This window comes from Pseudomonas sp. F8002 (genome assembly GCF_013385495.1).
Lineage (GTDB): Bacteria > Pseudomonadota > Gammaproteobacteria > Pseudomonadales > Pseudomonadaceae > Aquipseudomonas.
The window spans coordinates 65153-89988 of record NZ_JACAPW010000011.1 but is presented as its reverse complement, the minus strand read 5'-3'; the positions used below and the strand labels follow the sequence as shown (position 1 = coordinate 89988).

The window sequence follows — 24836 nt, the reverse complement described above, 5'->3', positions numbered from 1 at the left end:
CGTGATGATTAGCATTTGGTCAGTAGGTTGCTGACCAAATGCATCGTTACCTCAGTGTCGGCTTAGGATCCTCACCTCGGCTGCAAGCAATCCAACGCCCTATCCACCACCACCTTCGACATCTCCACCAAATGCATCACCGCCCGCTGCGCGCCGTTCAGCGGCTCGGTCGACGCCTGGGCGGTTGCTACGGCGCAATGCAATAACTCGGCAGCGTGGGCCAGGGCATCTTCGAAGCTCAGTTCGTCATCAACGGTAAACGGGGTGGATGAAGGCGGTGCTTCAGGTGCTTTGAGGTAGTGATCAATAGCGCGCCGAGTGGCGTCATTGTCGCTCAGTAAGGCTTTACGGAACGTGGGTGGATCGGGGGTAACTTTGACCATGGTAAATCTCCAATCAAACATTTGGAGCCACCACGCCTCGCGACTAAACGAAGGTGGCAGCTGTACGCAGGTTAGTCGACCGGTCGATTGGAAACCCGGCGCGCCCGAGGGCGCCCTGCGCACAGCCACCATAAAAGTGCAGGCGAAAAACGGCCTGACTCATGAACTGATCGTGCGCCAATCGAATCCGGGCGACTAAACCCGATCACCGAATATGCAGTGACGGAACGCAGACTAGTCGCGGGATTTTGCTGGCGCAAGCGCTTGGAATTCTCTAGGAAACGTCCTGCAAATGAAAGGGATCAGTCTTCCTGGCCATTCCCAATCACTGCCATTTCTTGACTCTCCCCCTAAGGTCACACCTCACCCTGAAACCCTAACTTTCAGGACCCCAACACCATGAGCCAACGCATCCTGGTCATCCTCGGCCACCCTTCCCGCACAAGCTTCTGCTCTGCCCTCACCGACACCTACATCACCTCGGCCAAAACCGCCGGGCACGAAGTGCGCGTTCTGCGCCTGGGCGATCTGACTTTCGATCCCATCCTGCACAACGGCTACAATCAAACCCAGCCCCTGGAACCCGACCTGCTCAACGCTCAATCCGACATCCTGTGGGCCAATCACCTGACGTTTGTTTTCCCCATCTGGTGGGGTGGCATCCCGGCCTTGATGAAGGGGTTCATCGACCGAATTCTCCTATCCGGTTTCGCCTTCAAATACCGCAAGGGAAAGGCTTTCCCCGACAAACTCCTGAAGGGCAGAACCGCGCACTTACTGGTGACCCTGGACACGCCGCCGTGGTATTACAGGTGGTTCTACCGCATGCCCGCGCTGCACCAGATACGCAAGACGACGCTGGAGTTTTGTGGCATCCAGCCGATCAAGACGTTGCAGTTCGGGCCGGTGCTGGGCTCGACGCCAGCACAGCGGGAACAGTGGCTGAAACAGGCCGGCGCACTCTTTGGGAAAAGGACTTTTCATGTACATCGGCAAAGCCGCGCAACTGTCGGGCACAACCATCAAGGCGATTCGTCACTATGAGGCCATCGGCCTGTTGCCTCCGCCGCAGCGGGAAGGTCGTTATCGCATTTACTCCACGCAAAGTGTCGAGTTGCTGACGTTCATCAAGTGTGCTCAGCAGTTGGGTTTCAAGCTCAAGGAGTTGCAGGAGATTCTGGGTGGGCATCCCGGTGGTGTGTTGCCCTGGGAGCTGGCGGACAAGGCAATCACCAACAAGAAGCAGGAACTGGTGAGGCAAATCGAAGCGCTGCAGAAGATGCACGGGGGATTGGTCGAGTTTGAGGCCAGCCTCAAGGATGCTCAGGGTCAATGCAGCGCACCACTGAAAACGTCACTGCCTTCAATGAGCTGAATCGCCGTTTTACGTAGTGCCGGGCAGCCGCTCGGCACGGAAAAAATCGCCCTCCTCGTAAGCCCAATCTGATTTTCCAGACCACTCGTCCCGGCCCCATTTTGCTGTTGCAGACTCCGACGCCTCCCCTTTGCAGAGACGTCATGGATGACTGCTTCTTCGTCCCACATTGCCCATATCGAACACGAACTGGATGGCTTCCATCAGAGCCTGGCGGTGTATCGCCAGCAGGTGGGCACCTGGTATTCGCAAGCGCTGGACAAGGTCAGCCATGCGGCAGATTTGCCGTCTTTGCTGGGAATGGACCGGATCATTCGGGTGGGCGATTCGAGCACGTCGTTGAGCATGACCGATGACAATTTCTCGACGGTGGCGCGCTGTGAGGAAAGTGGCGTACTGGAGATCGAGAGCAAGTTCGAATCGGTGTATGACGTGCCGCTGGGAGGTATCCCGGTTGAGGTGATCGGGCTGGATGACGGCAGTTCTACCGTCATCATTCTCGATGAACAGGGGAAAGGTTCTCACCCCTGTGTGGCCGGCAAGCGTTACCGGGTGCGGGTGCAAGGCGGTGTTTCGGACGAGCAGGTCGAGGCGCTGTTTTCGTCTTACGACGGTTTGACCGCAGACCTGGAAAGCTGGCTGCGCAAGCAATGGGGTGGCTTCAGGCCGCACTGGGAAAGGTCCACTTCAAGCGCGATTGGCAATGGCGTGCTGGCGGGAAGTTGGGCGGCGATCACCGGGGTGTGGGACGCCATCAAGCAGGTGCAGGAGATCTTCAAGGACCCCGGCAAGCTGTTTGAAAGCCTCGGGGCGAAAGCCAGCGAATTGATGGAGCTGGCTCGCACTGCGCCAAAGGTTATGGAACAGGCCATGTTACTGGCCAGTGATGAGGCGGCGCTGTACCTGATGCTGCGCACGGCGATGATTTGGCTGTCGGCGTTGCCCCCCAGTGAAGTGGCCGGGAGTACCGCCGAGGCGGTGGCCGGTTTTGTGGTGTCGTTGCTGATTGATTTGTTGGTGGCTGCTTTGCTGACGGTTGTTTTGCCGGCGGCGGGCATCGCTTATCTGAGTTCGCGTGCGCTCAGGTATGGCGCTCGGATTGTTGAGGCAGCCATTGAGTTTGTGAAGGGTATTTTCGGCGCTCTTCAACGTTTTATGACGGCAGTGAATCGCTATAAGGCCGTGGCGGTTCGGGGCGCTGTGGAGGGGTTGAAAAAAGGTGGCGTGCAGATGCGCTGGGGGCCGCGTCAGAACACGGCGGTTCGACAGGGAGCGCATGTGGATGATGCGCCTGCTTCGGCGAAAAACCCCAATGGGGATGCTTCGGTCTGTTCGGCGAATACCTGTACCAATGGCTGCCCGGTTTCGATGGTTACTGGTGAGGAGCTTTTGACTCTCACTGACGGCTCGTTGGAGGGTGTGCTGCCGTTTGCCTGGACGCGGTTGTATCGCAGCAGTGCGGTGGAAGTGGATTGCGGGCTGGGGTTTGGCTGGAGTCATGCGCTGGCGCAGCGGTTGGTGGTGAGCGGTGAATCGGTGGTATGGACCGATCACGAAAACCGTAGCACCACGTTTCCCCTGCCCTCTGCTACGCGGCCAGCCATCACCAATAGCCTGGCGGAAGCGGCGATTTATCTGGGTGCTTTGCCGGATGAATGGGTGCTGGCTCAGGCGTCGCTTTTCTACCACTTCCGTGACGGTATGCTGACGGCGATCAGCGATGCGTATGACAACCGGCTGCGTATTTCCCGTGACTATTCCGGGCGGATTCAGCGGATTGATAACGGCGTTGGTCAAGGATTGCTGCTGCGGTATGACCGCCGACATATCGTTGCCGTCGACTATCAGGTGCAGCGGGAACTGGACTGGGTTACCGAGCAAAACGTTGTTTCCTACGCGTACGACGATGCCTGGCAGTTGATCGAAGCGACCAACGCGGTAGGCGAAAGCGAGCGTTATCGGTACGACGATCAGCAGGTGATCCTGGAGCGGGAACTGGCCGGTGGGGCGAGTTTCTTTTGGGAGTGGGAACGGTCCGGCAAGGCTGCAAGGTGCGTCCGGCACTGGGCCAGCTTTTCGCAGATGGACACGCGGTATGTGTGGGACGACAACGGCACGGTCACCGTGCACAACGCCGATGGCAGCCAGGAAGTCTACGTCCACGACCAGCGCGCAAGGCTGGTGCAGCGGATCGATCCGGACGGCGCGCAGCACTTCAAATCCTACGATGAAAAAGGCCGGCTGACGGTCGAGCAGAATCCGCTGGGAGCGGTGATGGCGTATCAGTACGACGAAGCCGGTCGGTTGATTGCGCTGTTTCCCGGTGACGATGCACCCACGTCCTACGAGCATGACAACGGGTTCGTACGGGTTGTGCGCCGTGGTGACGCGGTGTGGAAATACCAGCGTAACGACCAGGGTGATGTCACCCGCAAGACTGATCCGGATGGTAACTACACCGAATACACCTACACCAAACACGGAAAGCTCACGGGTGTTTGGTATCCGGATAACAGCAGCCAACGCTTTATCTGGAACGAACGCGGCCAGCTCATTGAGGAAAAACTGGCGAATGGCGGTGTGCGGCGTTATCGCTATGACGAGCTGGGGCGGCAGGTTGCCTGCGAGGATGAGCATGGCGCACTGACCCAGTATCAGTGGGACGCCGTAGGTCGTTTGCTGAAAGTGATTCAGCCGGGCGGTGGCACTCGCGAACTCAGCTACAACCCGTACGGAAAAATCACTGCTGAGCGCGACGAACTGGGTCGGATTACGCGCTATGAGTACGCCGACGGTCTGCACCTGATCAGCCGTCGGATTAATCCCGACGGCACACAGCTTAAATACCGTTATGACAATGTTCGGTTGTTACTGACCGAGATCGAAAACGAAGTCGGCGAAACCTACCGGCTTGAGTACCACGCCAACGGCCTGATCCAGCAGGAAACCGGCTTTGATGGCCGCCGCACCGCCTACGTCTACGATCTCGCCGGGCACCTGCTGGAAAAGACCGAATACGGCGACGATGGCAATCAGTTGGTTACCGGTTATCAGCGCGATGCGGCCGGTCGCCTCGTAAGAAAAACCCTGCCCGACCGCAGCACGGTCGATTACACCTACGACCGCCTCGGCAATCTCCTCAGCGTCGACGACAGCCACTGGCCGCTCCACTACGAATACGACCTGCAAAACCGCCTCACCGCCGAACACCAGGGCTGGGGCACGTTGCGCTACCGCTACGACGAATGCGGGCAACTCAACTACCTGCGCCTGCCCGACAACAACCGCCTCGCTTTCCACCATGAAAAAGGCGGCGACCTCGCCACCATCGAACTCAACGGCAACCTGCTCACCTCGCACCTGTTCAAATCCGGCCGCGAACACCAACGCCAGCAAGGCCAACTCCTCAGCCATTACCACTACGACGACCAGGGCCGCCTGCACGCCCACGCGATCACCCAACAGGAACAACGCCACCAGCGCCGCCAATACGACTACGACAAACGCGGCAACCTGACCCGCATCCTCGACACCCGCAAAGGCCAGCACGACTACCACTACGACCCGCTCGACCGCCTGACCCGCGCCGACCACTCGCACGACCTGCAGGAACGCTTCGTCCACGACCCGGCGGGCAACCTGCTGATGCAAGACCGCGTAGGGCCCAGCGTCGTCAAAGGCAATCGCCTGTTGATGCAAGGCGACCGTCATTACGACTACGACGCTTTCGGCAACCTCCTGCGCGAACGCCGGGGTCGGGCGCAGCGCTTGGTTACCGAATACCGCTACGACTGCCAGCATCGTCTGATCAGCATCACCCAGCCGGACGGTACCGAGGCCGCATATCGCTATGACCCGTTTGGTCGGCGTATCGCCAAAACCCTCAACGGTCAGACCACCGAGTTCTTCTGGCAAGGCGACACGCTGATCGCCGAACACAGTGCTGATCACCACCAAAGCTATATCTACGAACCCAACAGCTTTCGCCCGTTAGCGCTGCTCAAAGGCTACGGCCCGGAAGACGTAAACCCCTTCCACTACCAACTCGACCACCTCGGCACGCCACAGGAACTCACTGCGCCGGACGGCGAAATTGTCTGGTCAGCGCACTACCGCGCCTACGGCCAAATCGCGAAGCTCGACGTCAACACCCTCACCAACCCGCTGCGCTTCCAGGGCCAATACTTCGACCCGGAAAGCGGACTGCACTACAACCGTCATCGCTACTACAATCCGGATATTGGCCGCTACCTGACGCCCGATCCCGTGAAGCTGGCGGGTGGGCTGAACGGATACCAATACGTGCCCAACCCGACCGGGTGGGTGGATCCGTTGGGATTAGCATGTAAACCTACAGACTGCCCACAGGCCGCTGGCGGAACATGGGAATTTAACTCCGATGTAGATCTTGACTGGAGAACAGAAAAGGGAAGTCCTTATCAGCAAATGCGTAAAGCGCTGGACGAGGCTTTTCACAAAACTGGCGTATCAAGAGACGATTACACCGTGACCAAATGGGGAAAAGACCAACACGGTAAATCATGGCCGACGGAGTGGCGAGTACTAAGAGGAGCAAACAAAGGAGCAGAAGTGAACATCGACGATCCAACGTTGGTCCCATCGACTAAAGGTCCGGCCTCACCACACGTTGGTTACCAGACCGCAGGTAAAAGAAGCGGTGGTGGAGCCAAAAGAGGGCATATATTGCTTGAGCTGATTCCTGTTAGCCGTTCAAAAATCGGTACACCTCAATGAATTATCTAGAAGAAGAAATCGATGAAGTATTAATTACTCTGGGCATAGAGGGCAGAAAGCTGAACTCCAGCCAGATTAGTTCACTAATCACATCTCTTATCGAGAGATTTTTCAGAACTAAACAAAAGACGCTTGACCCAAATTATCTCAATGTAAAAACCGAGCAACACAACCCGAATTTCTGGAAAGAGATACAAGACCTGATTCATAGTGACCGACTAATTTTAATTGTTTTCGATTCAGCCCACAGAGCGTGGGAGATAGGCAGCGCCAAAAGTCTTGCTCTTATTTTATCTGAAACCACTGGCTATCCTTTCTGGATAACTGATCGAGACCTAACATTCTTAGTCCATATGGATGACCATGACTGCATAAGCTGGGCATAGAAATAAAACTCTGTAAGCAGCAAAAATCGAATACCACGAGTGACTCACTTCAAGAGCAAACCTATTGAATGAAGCTGATAACCGTGTCCTTTACCCAAGAAGCCTTAAAGCTTCTGGACGTTGACGCATACCCAGAGAACAAACTGACTACTGCATCTGAACAGCAGCAGCGCGCTCGATATCGACCTCACCTCCGATAAACGCCGGGTAAATCTGCGAAGAGGCCGTGTGTATCTGCACGTCAGCCACAACAGTCGACCATTTATTGTGCAAGCCGACGGCACTCGGATTAGGGCGTTGGGCACCGAGTTTTCCGTCGCGCATAACGACAAAGGCGGCCATGTGATCTGGCTCGACGATAAAGTCGGGCAACGCACCATCAGCGCCAGACTCAATCTGAATCAGGTCGACAGTGCCTTAGACGCGCTGATCAGCAGCCAGAAACTGCGCATCACTGCCCTCACCCGTCGGGTGTTGATCGTGCGCAGCTGACTGGACAGTGAGCCGAATAGCTCACACAATCGGCTCACCAAATGAGCCGAATAAGCCTTCTATTCGGCTCACACACAGAGCATGCCTCCATGGATCATCCGAACTGGATCTGGCAACAACCCGACTGGCCGCACTTTCACTGGCAACCTGAGTGCCTTGCAGCGTTGATGCGAGAGTGCACGCAGGCGCAAGGAAAGTTGCTGGGCATGCTCGGCTCGGTCAGCCAGGCACAGAGTTCAGAGAATGAACTGGATGCGTTGCTGCAAAACATTCTGACCTCCTCGGCAATCGAGGGTGAGCAGCTGAATGTGGGCTCGGTACGTTCCTCTTTGGCCCGACGCCTGGGCCTGGAGCAATTGCAAGACGGCTCAGTGAGCCGACGCAGCGAGGGTCTGGCTGACTTGATGCTGGACGCCACGCAACAGTTTGCTCAACCGTTTACCCTCACCCGACTATTTAACTGGCATCGGTGGTTGTTTCCCGCCGAGGAGGCCCGCTTTTCCACCCACGGCTTGAACGTAGGCACGCTGAGGGGGGATGAGCCCATGCAGGTTGTGTCGGGACGACTGGACCGGCCCACTGTGCATTTCGAGGCGCCACCCCGGCAAGGGTTGGAGCAGTCGCTGGACGAGTTCATCGAATGGTTTGAAGCCAGTCGCCATCATTCGGCCCTTGACCCATTGCTGCGCGCAGGCCTGGCGCATTTCTGGTTCGTCACCCTGCACCCCTTCGATGATGGCAACGGTCGTCTGACGCGGGCTATTACCGACCTCGCGCTTGCCCAGGCAGAGAACCAGGCGATCCGCTTCTACGCCATGTCGGCGAGCATCCTTGAAGACCGAGCGGGCTATTACCGTGCATTGGAAACCAGTCAAAAAGCGACGCTGGATGTCACCGATTGGCTTGAGTGGTTCCTGCAAACACTGCTTCGTAGCCTGCAACAAGCGATGATGCGGATTGACCGGGTGCTGGGCAAAACCCGCTTCTGGCAGCAGCATCGGGACCACGCACTCAGCGCCGAACAGACCAAAGTCTTGAATCGCCTGCTCGACGGTGGCGAAAAGGGCTTTGAGCACGGGATCAGCGCCGCCCAGTATCAGGCAGTGGTCAAAGTGTCCAAGGCCACGGCGACCCGACATCTGGCCGATCTTCTGGAAAAAAACTGCCTGGTTCGGCTACCCGGCGGCGGCCGCAGCACCCGCTATCAAATCAACACCCAAGGCGATTGAGTTACAAGGCAAATCCCCCCACTCATTTGCCCCAATCCCCCATGTCTGCTAGTGTCGCGCCGGTTTACCGTCTACCGGAATAGCCGCCATGGCCCGCAAAAAAGTTGCACTCGATTTCGAACAATCCCTCGCCGACCTGCAAACCCTGGTCGAGCGGATGGAGAACGGCGAGTTGTCGCTGGAAGACTCGTTGACCGCATTCGAGCAAGGCATCGGCCTGACCCGCGACTGCCAGAGCGCCCTGGCGCAGGCGGAGCAGAAGGTCCAGGTGTTGCTGGAACGCGATGGGGAGTTGGCCGAAGAACCTTTCGATGCGGAACAGCCTGAATGATCGACGCTTATCAGGCCGGCAGCCAGGCCCGGGTCAATGCTGCGCTGGAACCGCTGTTTGTCGCGCCCAGCCCTGAGCTGAACCGCCTGTATGAGGCTATGCGCTACAGCGTGATGAACGGTGGCAAGCGCGTTCGCCCGTTGCTCGCCTATGCGGCCTGTGAAGCCCTCGGCGCCCAGCCGGAGGAAGCCAACGGCGCCGCCTGTGCGGTGGAGTTGATCCACGCTTACTCCCTGGTACACGACGATTTGCCGGCAATGGACGACGACGATCTGCGTCGCGGCCAGCCCACCACCCATAAAGCCTTTGATGAAGCCTGCGCGATTCTCGCCGGTGACGGCCTGCAAAGCCTGGCGTTCAGCGCCCTGCTGGACCCGCGCCTGAGCAGCGTCAACGCCGAGATCCGTCTGCGCATGGTTACCGCGCTGGCGCTGGCCGCAGGGCCTGCCGGCATGGTCGGCGGCCAGGCGATTGACCTGGGCTCGGTCGGTTTGAAGCTCGATCAACAAGCCCTGGAATACATGCACCGCCACAAGACCGGCGCGCTGATCGAGGCCGCCGTGCACCTCGGCGCCCTGGCCAGTGGCCGTGCCGAAGCGGCGCAACTGGCGGCGCTGCAAACCTACGCGCGGGCCATCGGCCTGGCGTTCCAGGTGCAGGACGATATTCTCGACGTTGAAAGCGATACCGCGACCCTCGGCAAGCGCCAGGGTGCTGATATCGCACGGGACAAGCCGACTTATCCTTCGCTTCTCGGGCTGGAAGCCGCCAAGGCGTACGCCCTGGAGCTGCGGGACCAGGCCCTGGATGCCCTGCGACCTTTCGACGCGGCTGCCGAGCCACTGCGTGACCTGGCGCGGTATATCGTCGAACGTCGCCACTGACAACAGCGGCCTTTTCCACCGCATATCAGCCAAGTTCGGCGCTCTGCGTGGGCAGTTTGCGATGCTTGAGGTAAACTGCCGCCTCTTCTATACCTATAACGATTCGCCTGATGCCCACGACGTTTCAAGAGATTCCCCGCAAGCGCCCGGCCACGCCCCTGCTGGACCGTGCCAACACGCCAGCCGGCCTGCGCCGCCTGGGTGAAGCCGAGCTGGAAACCCTGGCCGATGAGTTGCGCCTGGAATTGCTCTACACGGTCGGCCAGACCGGTGGGCATTTCGGTGCCGGCCTGGGCGTCATCGAGCTGACCATTGCGCTGCATTACGTATTCGACACTCCGGACGACCGGCTGGTGTGGGACGTGGGTCATCAGGCCTATCCGCACAAGATTCTCACCGGACGCCGCGAGCGCATGGCCAGCCTGCGCCAGAAGGATGGCATCGCCGCCTTCCCGCGCCGCTCCGAGAGCGAGTACGACACCTTTGGCGTCGGCCACTCCAGCACCTCTATCAGTGCAGCGCTGGGCATGGCGATTGCCGCCCGCCTGCAAAACAGCGATCGCAAGGCGATTGCGGTGATCGGTGATGGCGCGTTGACCGCCGGCATGGCCTTCGAGGCGCTGAACCACGCGCCGGAAGTGGACGCCAACATGCTGGTGATCCTCAACGACAACGACATGTCGATCTCGCGCAATGTCGGTGGCCTGTCGAATTACCTGGCAAAAATCCTCTCCAGCCGCACTTACGCCAGCATGCGCGAAGGCAGCAAGAAGGTGCTCTCGCGTCTGCCCGGCGCGTGGGAAATTGCCCGTCGTACCGAAGAATATGCCAAGGGGATGCTGGTTCCCGGCACCCTGTTCGAAGAGTTGGGCTGGAACTACATCGGCCCGATCGACGGCCATGACCTGCCAACCCTGATCGCCACCCTGCGCAACATGCGTGACCTTAAAGGCCCGCAGTTCCTGCATATCGTGACCAAGAAAGGCAAAGGCTTCGCCCCGGCGGAAGTCGACCCGATTGGTTACCACGCGATCACCAAGCTGGAACCGCTGAACGCCCCGGCCGCCGCGCCGAAGAAGCCCAGCGGGCCAAAGTATTCCGGTGTGTTCGGCGAATGGCTGTGTGACATGGCCGCCGCCGACCCGCGCCTGGTGGGCATCACCCCGGCGATGAAGGAAGGTTCCGACCTGGTGGCGTTCAGCGAGCGTTTCCCGCTGCGCTATTTCGACGTGGCCATCGCCGAGCAACACGCGGTGACCTTCGCCGCGGGCATGGCCTGTGAAGGCGCCAAGCCGGTGGTAGCGATCTACTCCACGTTCCTGCAACGCGGTTATGACCAGTTGATTCATGACGTCGCGGTGCAGAACCTCGACGTGCTGTTCGCCATCGACCGTGCGGGCCTGGTGGGCGAAGACGGCCCGACCCATGCCGGCAGCTTCGACCTCTCGTACCTGCGCTGCATCCCCGGCATGCTGGTGATGACCCCGAGCGACGAGAACGAACTGCGCAAGATGCTCAGCACCGGCCACCTGTACAACGGCCCGGCGGCTGTGCGCTATCCGCGGGGGAATGGTCCGAATGCGGTGATCGAAAAGGACCTTGAGCCTATCGAAATCGGCAAGGGTATCGTCCGCCGCCAGGGCAGCGGGGTTGCCTTGCTGGTGTTCGGCGTGCAATTGGCTGAAGCCTTGAAAGTGGCCGAGAAGATCGACGCCACGGTGGTAGACATGCGTTTCGTCAAGCCACTGGACGAGGCTCTGGTGCGCGAGATCGCCGGCAGCCATGAGCTGCTGGTGACCCTCGAAGAAAACGCCATCATGGGCGGCGCCGGTGCGGCAGTCAGTGAGTTCCTGGCGCGGGAGAATATCCTCAAGTCCGTGCTGCACCTGGGCCTGCCGGATGTGTATGTCGAGCATGCCAAGCCGGCGCAGATGCTGGCTGAGTGCGGGCTGGATGAGGCGGGCATCGAAGCTTCGGTTCGTCAGCGCATGGCCCTGCTGGGCCTGTAGAAACGCGATTAAAAATGTGGGAGCGGGCTTGCTCGCGAAAGCGCTGGGTCAGTCGACAGATGCATTGACTGACACTGCGCCTTCGCGAGCAAGCCCGCTCCCACATTTGTTTTATGCCAACTTCAAATGCTACGGACAGCCCATGAACCGCCTTCGCCTTGCTCTGCCCCTTCTGTTATTGCCAACCACCGACCTGCTCGCCGACAGTTTCGAACGCGACCAAGCGCTCAAGCTGCCCGACATGGTGATCAGCGCCAACCGCCAGGTCCAGGCGCGCAACGACAGCAGCGCCGCCAACACCGTCTTCACCCGCGACGACATCGACCGCCTGCAACCCACCAGCGTGACCGACTTGCTCAGCCGCGTGCCCGGCGTGCAGGTTTCACAGGCCGGTGGCCGTGGCAGCCTGGCAAGCGTTTACATTCGTGGCACCAAGTCGGCCCAGAGCCTGGTGCTGGTCGACGGCCAGCGCATCGGCAACTCGACTTCCGGCGACAGCAACCTGCAGCACCTGAACATCCAGCAGATCGAACGTGTGGAAGTCCTGCGTGGTTCGCGCTCGGTGATCTACGGCAGCGATGCGATTGGCGGGGTGATCCAGATTTTCACCCGGCGTGGTAACGAGTCCGGCCTGCAACCCCGCCTGCATGTGGGAGTTGGCAGCAACCAGACGTGGGAACGCAGCCTGGGCTTGTCCGGCGGCGATGCGCAAACCCGCTTCAACCTCGGCGCCAGCCTGGATGACACGGCCGGAATCAATCGCACGTACGACTCCTATCCCAGCGACCGTGACCATGACGCCTATCGCAACCAGGCCATCAGTTTCAGCCTGAGCCATGCCTTCAACGATGACCTCGAAGCAGGTGTGAACGTGCTGGATAACCGCGGCAAAAGCGAATTCGACAACCCGTTCGGTCGCTTCGATTCGACCACCTTCCAAAGCTTCCAGCAAAAGCCCTACACCCACTTCACCGTGAGCAGTGTCAGCACCTATGTTGACGCGCGCATCAATGACACGTGGAAGTCCCGGCTGGAAGCGGGCCACAGCGAAAACCGCGAAGAAACCCGGGACAAGCTCAGCACCGAACGCAGCGTGTTCAACACTTACCGCAACTCACTGAATTGGCAAAACGACCTGACCCTCAATGAGCAGAACAGCCTGATCCTGGGCGGCGACTGGTACGAGGACCAGGTCAACAGCAGCACCGCGTTCGCCGAAGACAGTCGCTGGAATCGAGCGGCGTTTATCCAGCACCGCTTTCAAGCCCAGTCCTTTTCCACCGAACTGGGCCTGCGTCGCGACGATAACCAGCAGTTCGGCGGCCACAACAGCTGGAGCGGCACCTTCACCCTGCCGCTGAACCCGGACAATGATCTGTTGCTGAGCTACAGCGAAGGCTTCCGCGCGCCTACGTTCAACGACCTCTACTACCCGGACGAATTCGGCTTCAAAAACAGTAACCCGAACCTGAAGCCCGAGACATCGAAAAGCTACGAAGTGCAATGGCGCAGCCAGCTCAGCGACAGCAGCCGACTGGAAGCCTCGCTGTACCGCACCGATATTCAGGATGCGATCGTGTTTGCGAGCAACGGCCCGCAAAACGTCAGCGCCGCACGCATCAACGGCTTCGAGGCGGCGCTCAAGCAAGAACTGTTCGGCTGGCAAAGCAGCCTCGCCGTTGCATTGATCGACCCACGCGACCGCGACACCGGGCGCACACTGGCGCGTCGAGCCCGGCGCACCCTGAGCCTGGACCTGGATCGCCAATTCGATCAATTCGGCGTCGGCGCCAGCTGGCAAGCGGTCAGCAGCAGCTACGACGATGCGGCGAACCAGCAACGCCTGGGCGGGTATGGCTTGCTGGGGCTACGGGGCAGTTGGGCGGTGAACCATGAAGTCACGCTGGAAATGAAGCTCGATAACCTGCTGAACAAGGACTACAGCCGGGCGCTGTATCAGTATCAAGGCCAGCAATATGGCTATCGGGAAGAAGGCCGGGCACTGATGTTCGGGGTGACCTGGACGCCGGAACTCTAAGTCGCCTGCACCGGCCTCATCGCGGGCAAGCCCGGCTCCCACAGGGGACCGTGCTTATCCAGACGACTCGGTCAAATGTGGGAGCTGGCTTGCCTGCGATAGCGGTCTCACAGCCCCGGTGCAATCACCTGACACAACCGCGCCACCGCCTGCAGCATCTGCCCGCTGGGCCGTTCCAGGCCCTTGTCAGGCACCAGCAGCAAACGCCCGCCAGCCACCGCCGCCACCTGGGGCCAGGCCTTCCAGGCATCCAGCTGCGCTTGATCGCCCGCCAGAATCACCTCGGGATTACGCTGCAACACCGACTCAATGCTGACCTGCGGTGCCGGTAATTTCAGGTCATCGAACACATTGCGCGCGCCGCACACACTCAGCGCATCGCTGATGATCTGCCCGCCACCCACGGTGTACAGCGGCTGGTTCCACACCTGATAAAACACCCGCAACGGCTCGGCCCGGTGATAGCGCGAGCGCAACTCGGCCAAGCGCTGACGCAACTGCGCGGCCAATTGCCGGCCGGCGTCATCCCGCCCGAGTTGCCGGGCAATGGTTTCGACCTGTGAGGTGAGTTGTTCGAGGCTGTGGGGTTCGGCGACAAATACCGGGATGTTCAGGCGTTGCAGCTGTTCACGCTGGCCCGGGCCGACGCTGCCGGGCCAAAGCAGGATCAGGTCGGGCTTGAGGCTGAGCAGCCGCTCCATGTCCAACTGCCCGTAGTTGCCCACAGACGGCACGTTCGCCAACGCCTGTGGCCGCTCGCCGCCATCCAGCAAGCCCACCAGTAACTCGGCCGCACCCAGCTCAACGACGATTTCAGACAACGAAGGCGCAAGGCTGACCACCCGCTCAACCGCCGCAGCCTGGGCCGCGACTGCCAGCAACAACACCGCCAGCCATACGCGCATCAACCCAACTGGCGCGGGATGCGGTAGAGGTAGAACAGCACCAGGGTCGACAATGCCAACAGAAACAGCGGCACCGCTTCCAGCCCGACAAACACCGCCAGCGCGCCGACCCAGGCCGGCAGTGCAGCCACCAGCAACGCCACACGACGGCGGGCCGCGAGGGTGATCCAGGCAGCCGGTTCTTCAGGGGTATCGAGGGCTTTGCCGGCGGCGATCAGCGCGTGTTTATAGCCGTGAAAGTAACGCAGGCTGACAAACATCGAGGCTACGCCGGCGATAAAAAACGGCATCGCCAGCACCGGCAGCAAAGGCTCGGCCTTGCCAAACACCAGGTTGATCACAAACAACGGCGCCAGCGCCAACGCCAGGTATTGCCACCAGTTAAACGACAGCCGCCGCTTGACCTGGCCGCGCGTCACGCCCGGTCGGCCTCGCCCTGGTGCTCGTTGCCCATCATGTGGTCGAGCTTGCTGGCCTTGGTGGCCAGGTAGAGCTTGTTGTGCGGGTTGTGGCCGGTGTGCAGCGGCACGCGCTCGGCGACGGTGATGCCCATGTCGGTCAAGGCTTTGACCTTGCGCGGGTTGTTGGTCATCAGCCGCAGGGATTTGACGCCCAGGTGCTGGAGCATCGGCAGGCAGATCCCATAGTCGCGCTGGTCAGCGGCAAAACCGAGGCGCTCGTTGGCTTCCACAGTGTCGGCGCCGCCATCTTGCAGCTCATAGGCGCGGATCTTGTTCAGCAGGCCAATGCCACGGCCTTCCTGACGCAGGTACAGCAACACGCCACGGCCTTCGCGGGCGATGGCCTGCAGGGCGGCTTCCAGTTGCGAGCCGCAGTCACAGCGCTGGCTGAACAGCGCATCACCGGTCAGGCACTCGGAGTGCACGCGACCGAGGACCGGGGCACCGTCCGCCACGTCACCGAGGCTGAGAACAACGTGTTCGCGCCCGGTGGCTTCTTCAAGAAAGCCATTCATGGTGAACGTGGCAAAAGGGGTTGGCAGCTTGGAAGCGGCGACGAAAACGACGGGCACCTTGTGCTCCTGATTTCAGATTTCACAGGGGAGGGATTGTAACAGTAGGTTCCTACAGACGCTTAAGCTGAATTATCGCTGATAAAGATCAATAGGTTCGATTGGCCTTCAGCTTGGTTCTATGCCTTTCAGAAATGTTGATAGCCACGAATGGCCGGCGTGACGTCCAGGCCAGACGCATCCAGCAGGGTAACGCCCTGCCCCGCCTCGACCCGGCCGATTACATGCACCGGCACACCGGCGGCCAACAGCGGCGCCAGTTCGGCGGGCGGCAAGGTGAACGCCAGTACGTAGTCGTCCCCCCCGCTCAACGCGGCCACCCGGGCATCCGCTTCACCGACGAACGCCAGCAAGGCGGCGGACAATGGCAGTTTTTGCTGCTCGATCAACAAGCTGACAGCCGACGCCTTGGCGATATGCCCGCAATCAGCCAAAAGGCCGTCGGAAATATCCATGGCAGACGTGGCCTTGCCCCGCAACGCCAAGCCCAGCGCCAACTGCGGTTGCGGCGACCAGTAATGGGCCAGCAGCGGCTCGGCGATAGCCGCCTCCGCCGTGCGCTGCCCCAGCACCAGCGGCAAGGCGCCCGCTGCGTTACCCAGCTCACCGCCCACACACAGCAAGTCGCCAGGCCGCGCGCCGCTGCGGGTCAAGGCCTGGCCCGCCGGCACCCGGCCAAACACGGTCATGGTCAGGCTCAGCGGCCCACGGGTGGTGTCGCCACCCACCAGAACCACGCCACAACCCTGGGCCATGGCGTTCAAGCCCTGGGCATAGCGTTGCAGCCAATCGGCATCAACCGTCGGGGTAGTCAGGGCGAGGGTAAACGCGAGGGGATTGGCGCCCATGGCCGCCAGGTCGCTGACTGCCACGGCCAGCGAGCGCTGGCCGAGCAGAAACGGATCGCAGGGGTCGGCAAAATGGACGCCGGCCACCAGGGTATCGGTAGAAATCGCCAGCTGTTCCCCGGGAGGAACAGCCAGCAAGGCGCAGTCGTCGCCAATCCCCAGTGCAATGCCTTCGCCGCCTTGCGCACAGGGCGCGGCGGCGAAGTAGTTGCGGATCAGCTCAAACTCGCCCATTGCGTCAGCAAGCGCCAGTTAGCGCTTGTACGCCTTCACTTCGGCTTCACGCAGGCGCGGGGCCAGCTTGTCGAGCACGCCGTTGACGAACTTGTGACCGTCGGTGGAACCGTAGACTTTCGCCAGTTCGATCCCTTCGTTGATCACAACGCGGTAAGGCACGTCGACGCGCTTGAGCAGTTCCCAGGTGGACAGGCGCAGTACGGCCAGTTCAACCGGGTCCAGCTCTTCGATCGCCAGGTCCAGGCACGGCGTCAGTGCAGCGTCGATCTCCGCCAGGTTGGCCGGAACACCGTGCAGGATGTCGTGGAAGTAGCTGGCATCGGCCGCGCTGAAATCGTTGTCGACGCGAAACTGCGCCTCGATTTCGTTCAGCGAGGTTTTCGCCATGTGGCGCTGGTACAAAGCCTGGGTCGCGAGCTGGCGGGCCGAACGACGCTTTTCGCTTTTCGATGGCTTGCCGGCGTCTGCCGGGCGCGGGTCCTGGGGGTTGAACTGATCGCTGTCGTCGCTAATCACTTGGCCTCCAACTGCGCCAGCAGGCTGACCATTTCCAGGGCGGACAGGGCAGCTTCAGCACCTTTGTTGCCGGCCTTGGTGCCGGAACGCTCGATGGCTTGTTCGATGGAATCAACGGTCAGGACGCCAAAGGCGACCGGCACGCCGAACTCCATGGACACCTGGGCCAGGCCCTTGGTGCATTCGCCAGCCACGTATTCGAAGTGCGGAGTGCCGCCACGAATGACCGCGCCCAGGGCGATGATCGCCGCGTATTCACCCTGCTGTGCAACTTTCTGCGCAACCAGTGGAATTTCGAAGGCGCCAGGAGCGCGGATGATAGTGATGTCGCTTTCGCTCACACCGTGGCGAACCAGGGCATCCACGGCACCGCTTACCAGGCTTTCAACCACGAAGCTGTTGAAGCGGCCAACCACCAGGGCATAGCGGCCTTTGGGGGCGATGAAGGTACCTTCGATGGTCTTCAGGGTCATTCGACAAATCTCTTAAAGAGCCGGGACGCGCTTAGTGCGCGCCCCTCAGTGATATTTGAACCGCGAACAAGGGGCAAACAACGCCGGCCTTTATTCGGAGGGCACGTATTCTACTACTTCCAGGTCGAAACCGGATATGGCATTAAATTTCATTGGCGCACTCATCAGGCGCATTTTGCGTACGCCCAGGTCCCGCAGGATCTGCGAACCGGCCCCGACGATGCTGTAGGTGGTCGGTTTTTTCACCGGCGCGTGGTCGGCGGTTTCGCGGATATGCGCCAGCAGCACGTCGCCATCCAGCGGATGGCCCAGCAGCAATACAACACCGCTGCCGGCCTCGGACACCGCGGACATCGCGGCCCGCAGGCTCCAGCGCCCCGGTTGCTTGACCATCAGCAGGTCCCGCAGCGGGTCCATGTTGTGCACCCGCACCAGGGTTGGCTCTTCAGCGCAGATGGTGCCCAGGGTCAGGGCCATGTGCACGTCGCCTTCCACGGAATCACGATAGGTCACCAGGTTGAACTGGCCCAGTTCGCTGTCCAGCGGCTGCTCGGCAATCCGCTGAACGGTACGTTCGTGGATCATCCGGTAGTGGATCAGGTCGGCAATGGTGCCGATCTTGATGTTGTGCAGCGCGGCAAATTCTTCCAGCTCGGCGCGACGGGACATGGTGCCGTCGTCGTTCATCACTTCGCAGATCACACCGCTCGGCTCGAAACCGGCCATGCGCGCCAGGTCGCAGGCCGCTTCGGTGTGGCCGGCGCGAGCCAGAGTGCCACCCGGCTGGGCCATCAGCGGGAAGATGTGGCCCGGGCTGACGATGTCTTCGGCCTTGGCGTCTTTCGCGGCAGCGGCTTGTACGGTGCGGGCGCGGTCAGCAGCGGAGATGCCGGTGGTGACACCGGTGGTGGCTTCGATGGACACGGTGAACTTGGTGCCAAACCCGGAACCATTGCGCGGCGCCATCAACGGCAGCTTCAACAACTCGCAGCGCTCGCGGCTCATCGGCATGCAGATCAGGCCACGGGCGTGCTTGGCCATGAAGTTGATGTGTTCCGGCTGGCAGCACTCGGCGGCCATGATCAGGTCGCCTTCGTTCTCGCGGTCTTCGTCATCCATGAGGATGACCATCTTGCCTTGGCGGATGTCTTCAACCAGTTCTTCGATGCTGTTGAGCGCCACGCGGCACCCCCTTGGGTCAGGATTTAAGGTAGCCGTTAGCGGCTAAAAAACTTTCAGTGATGTTCCCGGCGGGCCCTTGAAGAGAGTCAGACTCTGCGGCCTTATCGCCCAACAACAGGCGCTCCAGGTAACGGGCAAGCAAGTCCACTTCCAGGTTCACCCGGCGACCCGGCTGGTACGACGCCATGATGGTTTCGCTCAGGGTGTGGGGAATGATGGTCAGTTCAAATTCGGCGCCATTCACGGCGTTCACGGTCAGGCTGGTGCCGTCGACGGTGATCGAGCCCTTGTGGGCGATGTACTTGGCCAGCTCCTTGGGCGCGCGGATGCGGAATTCCACGGCGCGGGCATTTTCGCTGCGAGCAACGACTTCGCCGACCCCGTCGACGTGACCGCTGACCAGGTGCCCACCGAGACGGGTGGTCGGGGTCAGGGCTTTTTCCAGGTTCACCGGGCTGCCGCTCTTGAGGTCGTTCATCGCGGTGCAGTCCAGGGTTTCCCGGCTGACATCGGCGGCAAAGCCGTTGCCAGGCAATTCGATGACGGTCAGGCATACACCGCTGACAGCGATGCTGTCGCCCAGTTTGACGTCGCTCAGGTCGAGCTTGCCGGTTTCAACCAGCAGGCGTACATCGCCGCCTTTTGGGGTCATTGCACGGATGCTGCCGATGGATTCGATAATGCCGGTGAACATGCCGTTCTCCTGAAGACGTGGCGCAGGCCGGGAATTATACGCTCGCTGATGGCAGAGGGATGGCAGTGACTCTCCAGTCATCGCCAACAGCGCGCATTTCAGTGATCTTGAGTTGGGGGGCGTCGGCCAGTTTCTCAAGCGGCCAGTCCAGCAAAGGCCGGGCGGCAGAGCCAAGAAACTTGCCGGCGACGAATATCACGTACTCGTCCACCAGCCCTTGCTGGGCGAAGGCACCCGCCAGGCTTGGGCCGGCCTCCACCAACACTTCGTTGACACCACGGGCCGCCAGGGCCACCAGCGCGGAACGCAGGTCGACCTGGCCGTCGACACCCGGCACCACCAGGCACTCGGGGCCTGTGGGGTACTGGTTGTCCGGCGTCACGCAGGTGATGACCAGCGCGGGGCCAGCCTTGAAGAACGGCGCATTCAGCGGCACCCGCAGGCGGCCGTCGATCAGCACACGCAGCGGCGGACGGGACATCGCCAGGGCGGTGGTTTCTTCATCCAGGCCCAGTTCGGCGGCGCGCACGGTCAGGCGAGCACCATCGGCCAGCACCGTGTCGGCGCCGGTCAGCACCACACTGGCCTGGGCCCGCAGGCGCTGCACAGCGGCACGGGCAGCCGGGCCGGTGATCCATTGGCTTTCGCCGTTGGCCATCGCGGTGCGACCGTCCAGGCTCATGGCCAACTTGACCCGCACAAACGGCAGGCCATGCTCCATGCGCTTGAGAAAGCCCGGGTTAAGCGCCCGCGCTTCGTTTTCAAGCAAGCCGCTGTGGGTCTCGATCCCGGCCTGGGCCAGGCGGCGCATGCCACGCCCGGCGACTTCCGGATTCGGGTCCTGCATCGCTGCCACCACACGGGCCAGGCCGGCATTCACCAAGGCATCGGCGCAGGGCGGTGTGTGCCCGTGGTGGCTGCACGGTTCAAGGGTCACGTAGGCCGTGGCGCCCCGGGCTTTGTCGCCCGCAGCCCGCAGGGCGTGGACTTCCGCATGGGGTTCGCCGGTGCGCACGTGCCAGCCTTCGCCGACAACCTGCCCGTCACGCACGATCACGCAGCCAACCCGGGGGTTGGGGTGGGTGGTGTACAGGCCCTTGCGCGCCAATTCCAGGGCACGGGCCATGTAATGGGCGTCGAGTACCGCTTGTTCTGCCGAAGGTGGGTTCATTCTTTTACCGGCTCACGGGCCAGGCGGTCGATCTCTTCGCGGAACTCGTTGAGGTCCTGGAAGCGTCGATACACCGAGGCGAAACGGATATAGGCGACTTCGTCGAGCTTTTGCAGCTCGCCCATCACCAGTTCTCCAACCACCAGGGATTTGACTTCGCGCTCGCCGGTGGCGCGCAGCTTGTGCTTGATGTGCACCAGCGCCGCTTCCAGCCGCTCGACACTCACCGGGCGTTTTTCCAGGGCGCGCTGCATTCCGGCGCGCAGTTTTTCTTCGTCGAAAGGCTGGCGACTGCCGTCGGTCTTGATCAGACGTGGCAATACCAGTTCGGCGGTTTCGAAGGTGGTGAAACGTTCACCGCAGCCAGAGGCCAGGCATTCACGCCGGCGACGCACCTGTTCGCCCTCGGCGACCAGACGCGAGTCAATGACCTTGGTGTCGTTGGCACCGCAGAAGGGACAGTGCATGGTGGCAGGCAACAAAAAATGGGAGGGCCATGGTAGCGCATCCCTGTGGCAAGACAAGCCATAGCCTTTACGGTATATAGGCTGACTATTATGTTTCATATTTTTTAAGCCACGGATTTTGTCCTTTCTGGAGCCGTACATGCAGTTACGACCACTTGTTTTGCTCACGTTGCTCGGTTTTCTGGTCGCCTGCAGCAGCCATGCCCCAAAACCTGCGGCGCCGGCTCCGGCACCGCAACAAGAGAAAAAACTGCCGGGTGTGGAAGAAGATCTCGGCCCGTTGCCCGCCTACCAGCGTGAAGTCAGCGGCCAATTGAACGGTATACCGGCGGGTGCCGAAGTCGAACTGGCGCTGCTGGTGATCGACGACCGTTCGCGCCCGCAACAACTGCTGGCCAGCAGCGTGCTGATCGGCAACAACAAGCCCCTGGCCTTCCGCCTGCGCTTCAACCCGCAAGCGTTCCCGGCGGGCGGGCGCGTTGAATTGCGTGGTCGCGCCAGCCAGTCCGGCCAGTTGATCCTGCACCTGCCGCCGGTGCGCATCACCCAGGCGATCACCCAGACCACCGGGCCGCTGCAACTCGTTCCCGCACCATGACGCCACCGCTGGACCTGCAACGCGCACTGAGCGAACTGATCGGCGACGCCCAACTGGTGCCCTGCCCGCTGCCGGGCACCGAGTTGTCGCTGTGGCTGCTGGACGCCGACAACATGGACCGCGCCTTCAACCCCGAAGAAACCCGGCGCATCCTGCATGAGCCGCCGTACTGGAGCTTTTGCTGGGCCAGTGGCCTGGCGCTGGCGCGATACCTGGCGGCCAACCCCGAGTGGGTCGCGGGTAAGCGGGTGCTGGATTTCGGCGCAGGTTCGGGTGTTGCCGGGATTGCCGCGGTAAAGGCCGGAGCGCTGGAAGTGGTGGCGTGCGACCTGGATCCGCTGGCCCTGGCTGCCTGCCGGGCGAATGCGGAACTCAACGGCGTAACACTGGGCTATTCAGAAGACTTCTTCACCGAAGCCGATCGGTTTGACCTGATCCTGGTCGCCGATGTGCTGTACGACCGGGCGAACCTGCCGCTGCTGGATCAATTCCTGACACGCGGCCGCGAAGCGCTGGTCGCCGATTCCCGGGTTCGGGACTTCCAGCACCCGGAGTATCAGCGCCTGGGTATCCTCGACGCCCTGACACTGCCCGACCTGGCCGAGCCGTGGGAGTTTCGCAAGGTGAGCCTGTACCATTCGCAGCGCGCTTGAGAGCATCGCGGGCAAGCCCGCTCCCACATTTGAAATGCATTCCCCTGTGGGAGCTGGCTTGCCTGCGATTGCGATCCTGAGACCGCCCCGCTTTCAGCTAACCCCACCAACCCTTATAGTTGCCCCATCCCCTGCTTTCTTCGAGATACCCCATGAGTGAGCCCACGCCGTACATCTTCGATGCCACCACCGCCACCTTCGATCAGGCGGTGATCCAGAACTCCTTCGAAAAGCCCGTGCTGGTGGATTTCTGGGCCGAGTGGTGCGCGCCGTGCAAGGCGTTGATGCCGATGCTCGCGCAGATTGCCGAGAGTTATCAGGGTGAGTTGCTGCTGGCCAAGGTCGATTGCGATGCCGAGCCGGACGTGGTCTCGCGCTTTGGCATTCGCAGCCTGCCGACCGTGGTGCTGTTCAAGGATGGCCAGCCAGTGGACGGATTTGCCGGTGCGCAGCCTGAATCCGCCGTGCGCGCGATGCTGGAACCCCATGTGCAGATGCCACCACCGGCGGCTGCCGATCCACTGGAGCAGGCCCAGGCGTTGTTTGCCGAAGGCCGTATCACCGACGCCGAGGCCGTGCTGGTCACCCTGCTTGGCGAAGACAACACCAACGCCGCCGCGCTGATCCTGTACGCACGCTGCCTGGCCGAGCGCGGTGAACTGGGCGAAGCGCAAACCGTGCTCGACGCCGTCAAGAGCGATGATCACAAGGCCGCACTGGCCGGCGCCAAGGCGCAGATCACTTTCCTGCGCCAGGCCGCCGACCTGCCGGACGCCGCAGACCTGAAAGCCCGCCTGGCGCAAAACTCGCAGGATGACGAGGCGGTGTACCAACTGGCCGTGCAACAACTGGCGCGCCAGCAATACGACGCCGCGCTGGATGGCTTGCTCAAGCTGTTCATCCGCAACCGCAGCTACAGCGAAGGCCTGCCCCACAAGACGCTGCTGCAGGTGTTCGAACTGCTCGGCAACGATCACCCGCTTGTCACGGTGTACCGCCGCAAGCTGTTCGCCGCGCTGTATTAAGCCTTACTCGATCCAACTGTACAGCGGCGTATCCCCGCCGCTGGCTACCTTGACCTTGGCGCTATGGCGCAGGCGCACCAGCAGGCGCTTGCCCGCCGAGGCGCTGCCGGCCAGGCCTTCCAGCTGATCAAGCAATTCCAGGCCGTTGAGTTGCCCGGCCTTGCGCAGCAAATCCTGGGCGGCCTGCCACAGGCTCTCGTCCAGGTTACCCGCCGCCGGCGTTACTACCGGTTCGGCGCTCGGGGTTTTGCTGGCCTGCAACTGCGCGCCCAGCCGGGCCCAGTCGCCGTCATCCAGCTCCAGGGTCAAGTCCACCGGCAGGTCACCGACGGTTCCACGAATTCTCAACATCGCACTTACTCCCGCACTTTTCTGACGAGCATGCTCCCACGCGTCTTGCGCTACGCCAAGCAGGCGGTCAAACTCCTCGCAAAATTGTTATAAGATCACATAACAAAACTTTCATCTTTGTCCGGGAGCTCCACCATGCGCCGTTTGCTGCTCGCTTTGCCGTTTGCCCTGTTGCCACTGGCCATCGCCCAGGCTGCCGACGAGCACGACCATGATCACGAGCACGGCAGCCTCGGAGCCCACGAACACGGCGTGGGTCGCCTCAATGCGGTGCTCGACGGCCAGGCCTTGGAGCTGGAACTGGACAGCCCGGCGATGAACCTGGTGGGTTTTGAACACCTCGCCACCACGCCTGCCGACAAAGCCAAGGTCGCCGCTGCCCGCAAACAACTTGAACAACCTTTGGTGCTGTTCAGCCTGCCCAAGGCCGCCGGTTGCGTGATCAGCACCCAGGAACTGAACAGCCCGCTGTTCGGCGACAAGCCTGAAGCCGACCACGATGAAGACGATGACGACCACGCCACCGATGGCAAAGGCGCCGCCGCCCACGAACATCACCACGACCACAGCGAAATCCACGCTCACTACCAGTTCACCTGCGCCACGCCGACCGCGCTGAGCAACCTCGACCTGACCCAGGTGTTCAAGACCTTCCCCGCCACCCAGAAAATTCAGGTACAACTCATTGGCCCGAGCGGCCAGCAGGGTGTGGAAGCGACCGCGCAGGCAGCCACCCTGAAATTCTGATGTAAACACCACACTGTAGGAGCTGGCTTGCCTGCGATGCAGACGCCGCGGTGC

At 61.2% G+C, this 24836-nt stretch carries 26 protein-coding genes; 14 read left to right on the top strand and 12 right to left on the bottom strand.

What is annotated here, in order from left to right:
* Positions 1 to 71 precede the first annotated feature (71 nt).
* A complete protein-coding gene (locus HX811_RS09885; RefSeq protein WP_177045728.1) occupies positions 72 to 383 on the bottom strand; it encodes a DUF6124 family protein in 312 nt (103 codons plus the stop codon).
* Between the two features lie 399 nt (positions 384 to 782).
* Between HX811_RS09885 and HX811_RS09880 the strand changes: the two genes are divergently transcribed.
* The 10 genes from HX811_RS09880 to HX811_RS09835 all read left to right on the top strand — a co-directional run bounded on the left by HX811_RS09880 (position 783) and on the right by HX811_RS09835 (position 13882).
* Complete coding sequence (locus HX811_RS09880) at positions 783 to 1427, top strand: NAD(P)H-dependent oxidoreductase (RefSeq protein WP_177045726.1); 645 nt, start codon at positions 783 to 785, stop codon at positions 1425 to 1427.
* Positions 1366 to 1758 (top strand): MerR family transcriptional regulator, encoded by a 393-nt coding sequence (locus HX811_RS09875; RefSeq protein WP_177045724.1) that lies wholly within the window; start codon positions 1366 to 1368, stop codon positions 1756 to 1758. The genes HX811_RS09880 and HX811_RS09875 overlap by 62 nt, the downstream gene beginning before the upstream one ends.
* Positions 1759 to 1905: 147 nt before the next feature.
* Complete coding sequence (locus tag HX811_RS09870) at positions 1906 to 6513, top strand: RHS repeat-associated core domain-containing protein (RefSeq protein ID WP_177045722.1); 4608 nt, start codon at positions 1906 to 1908, stop codon at positions 6511 to 6513.
* Positions 6510 to 6899 carry a hypothetical protein gene (locus tag HX811_RS09865; RefSeq protein WP_102369983.1) on the top strand — a complete coding sequence of 130 codons (390 nt, stop codon included), beginning with the start codon at positions 6510 to 6512 and terminating at the stop codon, positions 6897 to 6899. The genes HX811_RS09870 and HX811_RS09865 overlap by 4 nt, the downstream gene beginning before the upstream one ends.
* A 150-nt stretch (positions 6900 to 7049) precedes the next feature.
* On the top strand, positions 7050 to 7391 hold the full coding sequence (locus HX811_RS09860) for a FecR domain-containing protein (RefSeq protein WP_371132405.1): 342 nt from the start codon (positions 7050 to 7052) through the stop codon (positions 7389 to 7391).
* Positions 7392 to 7480: 89 nt separating this feature from the next.
* Positions 7481 to 8620 (top strand): Fic family protein, encoded by a 1140-nt coding sequence (locus HX811_RS09855; protein WP_177045720.1) that lies wholly within the window; start codon positions 7481 to 7483, stop codon positions 8618 to 8620.
* 88 nt (positions 8621 to 8708) lie between these two features.
* A complete protein-coding gene (locus HX811_RS09850) occupies positions 8709 to 8951 on the top strand; it encodes an exodeoxyribonuclease VII small subunit (protein ID WP_003209964.1) in 243 nt (80 codons plus the stop codon).
* Entirely contained in the window at positions 8948 to 9835 is an 888-nt protein-coding gene (gene ispA, locus HX811_RS09845) for a (2E,6E)-farnesyl diphosphate synthase (protein ID WP_177045718.1), read from the top strand. Before HX811_RS09850 ends, ispA begins: the two co-directional genes overlap by 4 nt.
* Before the next feature lie 110 nt (positions 9836 to 9945).
* Complete coding sequence (dxs, locus tag HX811_RS09840) at positions 9946 to 11844, top strand: 1-deoxy-D-xylulose-5-phosphate synthase (protein WP_177045716.1); 1899 nt, start codon at positions 9946 to 9948, stop codon at positions 11842 to 11844.
* A 142-nt stretch (positions 11845 to 11986) separates the two neighbouring features.
* A complete protein-coding gene (locus HX811_RS09835; RefSeq protein WP_177045714.1) occupies positions 11987 to 13882 on the top strand; it encodes a TonB-dependent receptor domain-containing protein in 1896 nt (631 codons plus the stop codon).
* Between the two features lie 107 nt (positions 13883 to 13989).
* Here HX811_RS09835 and HX811_RS09830 read toward each other — a convergent pair whose 3' ends face one another.
* The 10 genes from HX811_RS09830 to nrdR all read right to left on the bottom strand — a co-directional run bounded on the left by HX811_RS09830 (position 13990) and on the right by nrdR (position 21408).
* Positions 13990 to 14787 (bottom strand): cobalamin-binding protein, encoded by a 798-nt coding sequence (locus tag HX811_RS09830; RefSeq protein WP_177045712.1) that lies wholly within the window; start codon positions 14785 to 14787, stop codon positions 13990 to 13992.
* A complete protein-coding gene (locus HX811_RS09825; protein ID WP_177045710.1) occupies positions 14787 to 15206 on the bottom strand; it encodes an MFS transporter in 420 nt (139 codons plus the stop codon). Before HX811_RS09825 ends, HX811_RS09830 begins: the two co-directional genes overlap by 1 nt.
* Positions 15203 to 15820, bottom strand: a complete 618-nt coding sequence (gene ribA / locus HX811_RS09820) for a GTP cyclohydrolase II (RefSeq protein ID WP_003209983.1) — start codon at positions 15818 to 15820, stop codon at positions 15203 to 15205. The genes HX811_RS09825 and ribA overlap by 4 nt, the downstream gene beginning before the upstream one ends.
* 128 nt (positions 15821 to 15948) lie before the next feature.
* Positions 15949 to 16902 (bottom strand): thiamine-phosphate kinase, encoded by a 954-nt coding sequence (gene thiL, locus HX811_RS09815; RefSeq protein WP_177045708.1) that lies wholly within the window; start codon positions 16900 to 16902, stop codon positions 15949 to 15951.
* A gap of 18 nt (positions 16903 to 16920) precedes the next feature.
* Positions 16921 to 17421 carry a transcription antitermination factor NusB gene (gene nusB / locus HX811_RS09810; protein ID WP_003209985.1) on the bottom strand — a complete coding sequence of 167 codons (501 nt, stop codon included), beginning with the start codon at positions 17419 to 17421 and terminating at the stop codon, positions 16921 to 16923.
* Positions 17418 to 17894, bottom strand: a complete 477-nt coding sequence (ribE, locus tag HX811_RS09805) for a 6,7-dimethyl-8-ribityllumazine synthase (RefSeq protein WP_003209986.1) — start codon at positions 17892 to 17894, stop codon at positions 17418 to 17420. The genes nusB and ribE overlap by 4 nt, the downstream gene beginning before the upstream one ends.
* A gap of 90 nt (positions 17895 to 17984) precedes the next feature.
* The gene (gene ribBA / locus HX811_RS09800; protein ID WP_003209987.1) at positions 17985 to 19076 is read right to left on the bottom strand and encodes a bifunctional 3,4-dihydroxy-2-butanone-4-phosphate synthase/GTP cyclohydrolase II; all 1092 of its coding nucleotides are present in this window, start codon (positions 19074 to 19076) and stop codon (positions 17985 to 17987) included.
* 16 nt (positions 19077 to 19092) lie between these two features.
* Entirely contained in the window at positions 19093 to 19770 is a 678-nt protein-coding gene (locus tag HX811_RS09795) for a riboflavin synthase (protein WP_003209988.1), read from the bottom strand.
* A 34-nt stretch (positions 19771 to 19804) separates the two neighbouring features.
* A complete protein-coding gene (ribD, locus tag HX811_RS09790) occupies positions 19805 to 20941 on the bottom strand; it encodes a bifunctional diaminohydroxyphosphoribosylaminopyrimidine deaminase/5-amino-6-(5-phosphoribosylamino)uracil reductase RibD (protein ID WP_003209989.1) in 1137 nt (378 codons plus the stop codon).
* A complete protein-coding gene (gene nrdR, locus HX811_RS09785; protein ID WP_003209990.1) occupies positions 20938 to 21408 on the bottom strand; it encodes a transcriptional regulator NrdR in 471 nt (156 codons plus the stop codon). The genes ribD and nrdR overlap by 4 nt, the downstream gene beginning before the upstream one ends.
* 139 nt (positions 21409 to 21547) lie before the next feature.
* On the opposite strand from nrdR, the gene HX811_RS09780 reads away from it, so the two are divergent.
* The 3 genes from HX811_RS09780 to trxA all read left to right on the top strand — a co-directional run bounded on the left by HX811_RS09780 (position 21548) and on the right by trxA (position 23684).
* On the top strand, positions 21548 to 22006 hold the full coding sequence (locus HX811_RS09780; protein WP_003209991.1) for a YbaY family lipoprotein: 459 nt from the start codon (positions 21548 to 21550) through the stop codon (positions 22004 to 22006).
* Positions 22003 to 22659, top strand: a complete 657-nt coding sequence (locus tag HX811_RS09775) for a methyltransferase (protein WP_177045706.1) — start codon at positions 22003 to 22005, stop codon at positions 22657 to 22659. The genes HX811_RS09780 and HX811_RS09775 overlap by 4 nt, the downstream gene beginning before the upstream one ends.
* Before the next feature lie 152 nt (positions 22660 to 22811).
* Positions 22812 to 23684: a thioredoxin gene (gene trxA / locus HX811_RS09770; RefSeq protein WP_177045704.1), complete on the top strand. Its 873-nt coding sequence runs from the start codon at positions 22812 to 22814 to the stop codon at positions 23682 to 23684.
* Between the two features lie 3 nt (positions 23685 to 23687).
* Here the strand turns inward: trxA and HX811_RS09765 are convergent, their stop codons facing one another.
* Positions 23688 to 24035, bottom strand: coding sequence for a hypothetical protein (locus HX811_RS09765; RefSeq protein WP_003209997.1), 348 nt, complete (start codon positions 24033 to 24035; stop codon positions 23688 to 23690).
* Between the two features lie 135 nt (positions 24036 to 24170).
* On the opposite strand from HX811_RS09765, the gene HX811_RS09760 reads away from it, so the two are divergent.
* Positions 24171 to 24782, top strand: a complete 612-nt coding sequence (locus tag HX811_RS09760; RefSeq protein ID WP_017476295.1) for a DUF2796 domain-containing protein — start codon at positions 24171 to 24173, stop codon at positions 24780 to 24782.
* Positions 24783 to 24836 lie beyond the last annotated feature (54 nt).

What these genes read in the sequence shown, in the direction of transcription:
- trxA (WP_177045704.1), top strand. Translation starts at nt 22,812, where the DNA reads ATGAGTGAGCCCACGCCGTACATCTTCGATGCCACCACCGCCACCTTC.
- HX811_RS09870 (WP_177045722.1), top strand. Translation starts at nt 1,906, where the DNA reads ATGACTGCTTCTTCGTCCCACATTGCCCATATCGAACACGAACTGGAT.
- ribD (WP_003209989.1), bottom strand. Translation starts at nt 20,941, where the DNA reads ATGAACCCACCTTCGGCAGAACAAGCGGTACTCGACGCCCATTACATG.
- HX811_RS09865 (WP_102369983.1), top strand. Translation starts at nt 6,510, where the DNA reads ATGAATTATCTAGAAGAAGAAATCGATGAAGTATTAATTACTCTGGGC.
- nrdR (WP_003209990.1), bottom strand. Translation starts at nt 21,408, where the DNA reads ATGCACTGTCCCTTCTGCGGTGCCAACGACACCAAGGTCATTGACTCG.
- HX811_RS09780 (WP_003209991.1), top strand. Translation starts at nt 21,548, where the DNA reads ATGCAGTTACGACCACTTGTTTTGCTCACGTTGCTCGGTTTTCTGGTC.
- HX811_RS09850 (WP_003209964.1), top strand. Translation starts at nt 8,709, where the DNA reads ATGGCCCGCAAAAAAGTTGCACTCGATTTCGAACAATCCCTCGCCGAC.
- HX811_RS09830 (WP_177045712.1), bottom strand. Translation starts at nt 14,787, where the DNA reads ATGCGCGTATGGCTGGCGGTGTTGTTGCTGGCAGTCGCGGCCCAGGCT.
- HX811_RS09880 (WP_177045726.1), top strand. Translation starts at nt 783, where the DNA reads ATGAGCCAACGCATCCTGGTCATCCTCGGCCACCCTTCCCGCACAAGC.
- HX811_RS09875 (WP_177045724.1), top strand. Translation starts at nt 1,366, where the DNA reads ATGTACATCGGCAAAGCCGCGCAACTGTCGGGCACAACCATCAAGGCG.
- HX811_RS09795 (WP_003209988.1), bottom strand. Translation starts at nt 19,770, where the DNA reads ATGTTCACCGGCATTATCGAATCCATCGGCAGCATCCGTGCAATGACC.
- ribE (WP_003209986.1), bottom strand. Translation starts at nt 17,894, where the DNA reads ATGACCCTGAAGACCATCGAAGGTACCTTCATCGCCCCCAAAGGCCGC.
- HX811_RS09885 (WP_177045728.1), bottom strand. Translation starts at nt 383, where the DNA reads ATGGTCAAAGTTACCCCCGATCCACCCACGTTCCGTAAAGCCTTACTG.
- HX811_RS09760 (WP_017476295.1), top strand. Translation starts at nt 24,171, where the DNA reads ATGCGCCGTTTGCTGCTCGCTTTGCCGTTTGCCCTGTTGCCACTGGCC.
- HX811_RS09835 (WP_177045714.1), top strand. Translation starts at nt 11,987, where the DNA reads ATGAACCGCCTTCGCCTTGCTCTGCCCCTTCTGTTATTGCCAACCACC.
- HX811_RS09775 (WP_177045706.1), top strand. Translation starts at nt 22,003, where the DNA reads ATGACGCCACCGCTGGACCTGCAACGCGCACTGAGCGAACTGATCGGC.
- dxs (WP_177045716.1), top strand. Translation starts at nt 9,946, where the DNA reads ATGCCCACGACGTTTCAAGAGATTCCCCGCAAGCGCCCGGCCACGCCC.
- HX811_RS09765 (WP_003209997.1), bottom strand. Translation starts at nt 24,035, where the DNA reads ATGTTGAGAATTCGTGGAACCGTCGGTGACCTGCCGGTGGACTTGACC.
- ispA (WP_177045718.1), top strand. Translation starts at nt 8,948, where the DNA reads ATGATCGACGCTTATCAGGCCGGCAGCCAGGCCCGGGTCAATGCTGCG.
- HX811_RS09855 (WP_177045720.1), top strand. Translation starts at nt 7,481, where the DNA reads ATGGATCATCCGAACTGGATCTGGCAACAACCCGACTGGCCGCACTTT.
- thiL (WP_177045708.1), bottom strand. Translation starts at nt 16,902, where the DNA reads ATGGGCGAGTTTGAGCTGATCCGCAACTACTTCGCCGCCGCGCCCTGT.